This window comes from Alkalihalophilus lindianensis (assembly GCF_032843265.1).
Taxonomy (GTDB): domain Bacteria; phylum Bacillota; class Bacilli; order Bacillales; family Bacillaceae_D; genus Alkalihalophilus; species Alkalihalophilus lindianensis.
In genome coordinates this window covers 1-262 of sequence record NZ_JAWJBA010000513.1, presented here as the reverse complement: position 1 = coordinate 262, position 262 = coordinate 1, and the positions used below count along the sequence as shown (strand labels likewise).

The window sequence follows — 262 nt, the reverse complement described above, 5'->3', positions numbered from 1 at the left end:
GTTTACGGCTGATATGGTGCAAAAGGTGATTGACGGTATAACTTCGGTTATTTCAAAGGCTATTGATACTGTCAATATGGCCAAGGAATTTGTCAATCAATTAAAGGCAGAAGTCGTAAACGCTGTGGCAGGATTCGTGTTGTGGGCATGGGAAAAAGTGAGTCCCGGTTTTGCCTATGCTAGTGCCCATCCGGTTATTAAGGTGGACACTTACAAACTACGAAACTATGCCGAACGTCTAAAAAGCGTCAACAGAAGATTA

The 262-nt window shown here is 42.7% G+C and carries 1 protein-coding gene; it reads left to right on the top strand.

All coding sequences use genetic code 11. The annotated features are described in order from the left end of the window. Positions 1-262: hypothetical protein (locus RYX56_RS23235; protein ID WP_317124242.1), on the top strand; the 262-nt coding region annotated here is incomplete at both ends.